The organism is Hyphomicrobium sp., from assembly GCF_035572195.1.
In the GTDB taxonomy this organism is placed as follows: Bacteria; Pseudomonadota; Alphaproteobacteria; order Rhizobiales; family Hyphomicrobiaceae; genus Hyphomicrobium_B.
On record NZ_DATNBA010000139.1, the window covers coordinates 1 to 3,721 of the forward strand.

Consider the following 3,721-nt stretch of genomic DNA (forward strand, 5'->3'; position numbering starts at 1 on the left):
CTTCGATGGCTCCCGCGATCCGCGCCGGCTCCTCGTGATAGACGGGAAACAGCAGCGCCGTTCGCGGCTCGAGCGGCAAGCTCGGCAACGGCGGCTCGATCGTGTCGGGATGCTCGCCGGCGAAAAGCGGCAGAAAGCCCAACGCTGCGCTAAGGCTCCCGACCGCAATCCAGCCGAACGCAATCGTTGAGAGAATGAGAAAGAGGAACTGCACCGGCGTGATGACGACGAATGCCAGGATGCTGAAAAGCTCGTGCGCAAATGCTGCCGTCAGCACGGCAGCGCCGGTGAATATCGCTGCGCGCGGCACCCAGTATCCGCGCCGCCTCGGCTCGCGGACGCGCTCGATGCGAGCCGCGAAGTTCTGCTCCGGCATGTCGAGCGGCGCCCCGGGCGGCAACGACGACCAGGGACCAGCGTCAAGCGGAGGCAACGGATGCAAAGACGCCTGCAGCGTTCCGTCCTTGAAGTTTTCGTTTACGGCTTCGTCCATCTGTAAAGCCAGGTCTCCGAAACCGCTTGTGCACCAGCCTTCAAAACGAAACGCAGCTCGACGAGATCGGCTTCGCCGGGTACCAACTCGAACAACACCCGCACACCCGAAATCTCGGGATTGCGCTGCACGACGACGTTTTTGATTTTCCCCGCGCTGCCCGAGACATCGGCCACGGGCAAATCACGAGCATCTTTGACCGACGGACCTGTCAGATCGATGACGAATAAAACGGTATGCGGTTTTTTGGATGCGCCGATCCGGGTCTTGAGAACGCGCGCGCCGGACCACGCCGGCGGAACGTCTTCGCCCCACGACAACTTGTAGGCAAAAAGGTGCGGACCACCGGCGGCGAGATCCCCCGCAGGTTTCCAATAAGCGACGACGTTGTCATGAATCTCGTCGTCCGCCGGAATCTCGATGAGCTCGACGAACCCGTCGCCCCACGATCCTTTGGGTTCGACCCAGACACTCGGACGCCGCTCGTAGTGCGCCTCGAGATCTTCGAAATTGCTGAAAGATCGGTCGCGCTGCCAGAACCCGAAACCCATCGGACTTTTGTCCATGAAAGCGCTGACTTGCAGCGTCTTGGGGTTATTGAGCGGCCGCCAGATACGCTCTCCGCTGCCGTTTACCATCGCCAAGCCCTCGCTGTCATGGACGGCGGGACGGAAGTCGTTTGATGAACGTTGGCTTCCCTGACCGTGCAGAAACATGCTTGTCAGTGGCGCGATGCCGACATGTTGAAGAGCGGTACGCGGATACAAAATTGCCTCAACATCCATTGTGGTGATTTCACCGGGCGCGATCACAAAGCGATAGGCCCCCGTGGTCGACTGGCTGTCCAGCAACGCATGGACGACAATTTCGGTTGCACCGGGCTTCGGCTTTTCGAGCCAAAATGATCGGAAGAACGGAAATTCTTCGCCGCCCGGACGCGCCGTATTGAGGGCAAGACCCCGGGCCGATGCTCCGTAGCCCTCATCGCGACCGACCGCGCGCAAATAGCTCGCACCCTGAAATACGGCATACTCGTCGAAATAATCGGCGCGATTGATCGGACCATGAATGCGAAAGCCCGAAAAGCCGTAGGGAGCCGCATCGGGGCCGGGACCGATCAGCGGCCCGAAGGAAAAGAGTCTGCTATCCGCGATGAGGCGGGTCGCTGTGCCGTTTTCAACGGTCCACAGATCGACCGGCATATCGTAAAGCCAGCCCATCGCGAACGGCTGGACCTGGAAATCGAGGTGGTCGTCCTTCCAGATCGCCTTCTCCGGCCGAAACCGGATGTCGCGATATTGGTCGTAGGACAGCTTGTCGAAAGGCTTCGGCAACTCCATCGCCGGCTTCGAAAACGGCTGGTCCGAGAGTCGCTTGGCTTCGGTTTTGACGGTGTTCGGACTGAACACGATACCTGCCGGGCCCGCCGGTCGGGGACTTTCCCCCTCGGCCTGCGCGGCGGACACCGCCAGCGCCCATTTCGCTGCCGCAAGTGCGTAAGTCGCCGCCGCGGCCTGTCCAAGCACCGATCGGCGGTCCAACAATTTACCTGTCATTTCCGGTATGCCGCCAACCCCTGGATTGAGCGATTGAGCCCATGCACGCCCACAGCGAGCGCTTCCCCGAACACGGATTTGACGGTGCTAGAGAACGATTGTGGCAGATTTTCCTCGCTCGCGGTTCAAACGTGTGACTTTCTAGTTCGCCCGCATTGTGGCGGCCCCCGAAATCAAAACGCGCGGCGCCCGAATGTCGATCCAAACAAATTTTACTCTGACAATTCGTTCGTTTATAGAACCGGCGCTCCGGGGGTGCAGGCAGATCTTTCTCGAGGGTTAAATGGCGCCATTGCAGGAGGGCACGCTCGTTGAAGCCATCATGGCCGTGCGCGGCCAGATCGATTTCCTCTGGCAGTTCTTCGTCACGGTCCACATCGCCCTCTTCGCACTCCTCTTTATCTACGACCACGCAGTGGAAAACCTCAATGCGATAGCGAAATTCTTCGCCGTACTTGGCGTCGCAGCCTTCGAGTGGATCAACGGCAATGCGCTGGCCCACACCTATTTGCTTCTCGACGCGATGCAGGATCAGTTTCGCTGGAATTATGGGCAAGCCGACCGCTTTCACCCGGCATTTTACGAGCAGTTTGTGCTCGCCAGCTACGCAACGCGACCGGCGACGGTGCTGCTAACGCACTCCTCTGCGCTTCTCGTTGTGCTGCTGGCCTTTGCCTCACGTCGGTTCATTCAAACGCGAACCTTGCCGCCGCGACTGTGACGCTCGATACGTCATCCGTGACGACTAACCACCGAAACTGATTAGTGTTTAGTGATTTACCGGTCCGCCTGCGCTTCAACTTCGGCGGCCTTATGACGATGCTGTGGCGGCTTCGGCGCTCGTGGCTTTTGTGTCACAAATCTATGCGATTCCACAGGCAGTTTCGCCAAACCTATTTCACCCGCGAATCTTATCTGCTTTAAACAGCGCCCTGAGCGGTGATTCGGGGGGAGCCCGTAACCGCGGAAGACGGGTTTGAGGACGGGTTAACAACATCGCATAGAAGAAGAGTGTTGGGCAGAACAGTTCCGTTCCGTCCGTCATTCCTCAAGTTCAGACGGGAGTAGGTCTATGAGAAAGTATAGTCTGAGTGCCCTGGTGGCGGCAGGCCTGCTGGCAGGCGGCATGTCGATCAGCAGCAGCACCAGCGCATTTGCAGCTGACCTCGGGGGCAACTGCTGCGCAGATCTCGAGGAACGCATCGCGGAACTCGAAGCAACGACGGCCCGCAAGGGTAACCGCAAAGTCTCGCTTACGGTGTCCGGCTGGGTCGGCCAGCAGGTCATGTTCTGGGATGACGGACAAGAATCGAACGTCTACGTCCACGATCTTGGTACGACGCTTGGCAGCCACGTGAAGTTCACGGGCCAGGCCACGATCGTTCCCGGATGGTCGGCTGGTTACGTTCTGCATCTCGAAGCCATGGGCTCGGATAGCTTGACCCAGAGCCAGTTGGTCGTTGATGGCCCGTCGGTTTTGACGGGTACTAGCAACGGCGTCGGCACGCTGCAGTCGTTCTGGTTCATCAAGAGCGACCAACTCGGCAAGGTGTCGGTTGGTAAGCAGTCGCAGGCTTCGGACAACACGGCCATTCTCGTTGACGGTTCGGGCTCGCTCGTTCCTGCCAACTGGGTGTCGTTCGACGTCAACAGCTTCTTCATCCGCAACTCG

General features: G+C 59.3%; 2 protein-coding genes and 2 pseudogenes. 2 read left to right on the top strand and 2 right to left on the bottom strand.

Translation table 11 applies throughout. The features are described 5' to 3' along the window. Both VN623_RS12050 and VN623_RS12055 read right to left on the bottom strand, forming a co-directional pair. A pseudogene (locus VN623_RS12050) lies at positions 1-493 on the bottom strand (glucans biosynthesis glucosyltransferase MdoH); the annotation flags it as partial. Then, complete coding sequence (locus tag VN623_RS12055) at positions 478-2,049, bottom strand: glucan biosynthesis protein G (RefSeq protein ID WP_325571236.1); 1,572 nt, start codon at positions 2,047-2,049, stop codon at positions 478-480. The gene VN623_RS12055 and the pseudogene VN623_RS12050, both read right to left, overlap by 16 nt. 283 nt (positions 2,050-2,332) lie before the next feature. On the opposite strand from VN623_RS12055, the gene VN623_RS12060 reads away from it, so the two are divergent. After that, positions 2,333-2,770: a hypothetical protein gene (locus VN623_RS12060; RefSeq protein ID WP_325571237.1), complete on the top strand. Its 438-nt coding sequence runs from the start codon at positions 2,333-2,335 to the stop codon at positions 2,768-2,770. A gap of 351 nt (positions 2,771-3,121) precedes the next feature. Beyond that, positions 3,122-3,721: pseudogene (locus tag VN623_RS12065) on the top strand (porin); the annotation flags it as partial.

What these genes read in the sequence shown, in the direction of transcription:
- VN623_RS12055 (WP_325571236.1), bottom strand. Translation starts at nt 2,049, where the DNA reads ATGACAGGTAAATTGTTGGACCGCCGATCGGTGCTTGGACAGGCCGCG.
- VN623_RS12060 (WP_325571237.1), top strand. Translation starts at nt 2,333, where the DNA reads ATGGCGCCATTGCAGGAGGGCACGCTCGTTGAAGCCATCATGGCCGTG.